A 417-nucleotide genomic window follows, 5' to 3' on the forward strand; every position below is an offset into this window, starting at 1 on the left:
CGTCATGGCGCCGACCATATCGGCGGCACCGTTGCCGCCAAATGCCGCGGCCGCGCTTTGTGCTTGCGACAGGCTGCTGCTGATGCCCGCGTAGAAAGCCATGCCGATCCCGAGCAGAAACAGCAGGGGGAGGCAATTTGCGAGCTGCGCGCGGGCATCGCGTACGAAGTACGAGGCGGCAGGGCCCGCCAGCGCTGCGATGGCCAGCACGCCGTACATTCCCGTGCTGCCGCCGTTGCCGCTGAGTGCTGCCATGGCATCGCCAGAGGTGTTGAGCATGCCCAGCAGTTTCCACAGGCTCATGCCGATCTTCATTCCCGGTGTCAGTTGTACCGACACCGTGTTCAGCGCAAACCAGGCCGTCGCCAGCAGTCCGGTGCCGACCAGCGTGCCCATACCCATGCGTGCTACGAGTTG

Annotated in this window: 1 protein-coding gene; it reads right to left on the reverse strand. The window is 65.0% G+C overall.

The annotated features are described in order from the left end of the window. On the reverse strand, positions 1–396 hold a 396-nt coding region (locus RVY79_RS17605; protein WP_317465786.1), incomplete at its 3' end, for a hypothetical protein. Positions 397–417: the final 21 nt, after the last annotated feature.

This window comes from Chromohalobacter sp. HP20-39, from assembly GCF_033052815.1.
In the GTDB taxonomy this organism is placed as follows: domain Bacteria; phylum Pseudomonadota; class Gammaproteobacteria; order Pseudomonadales; family Halomonadaceae; genus Chromohalobacter.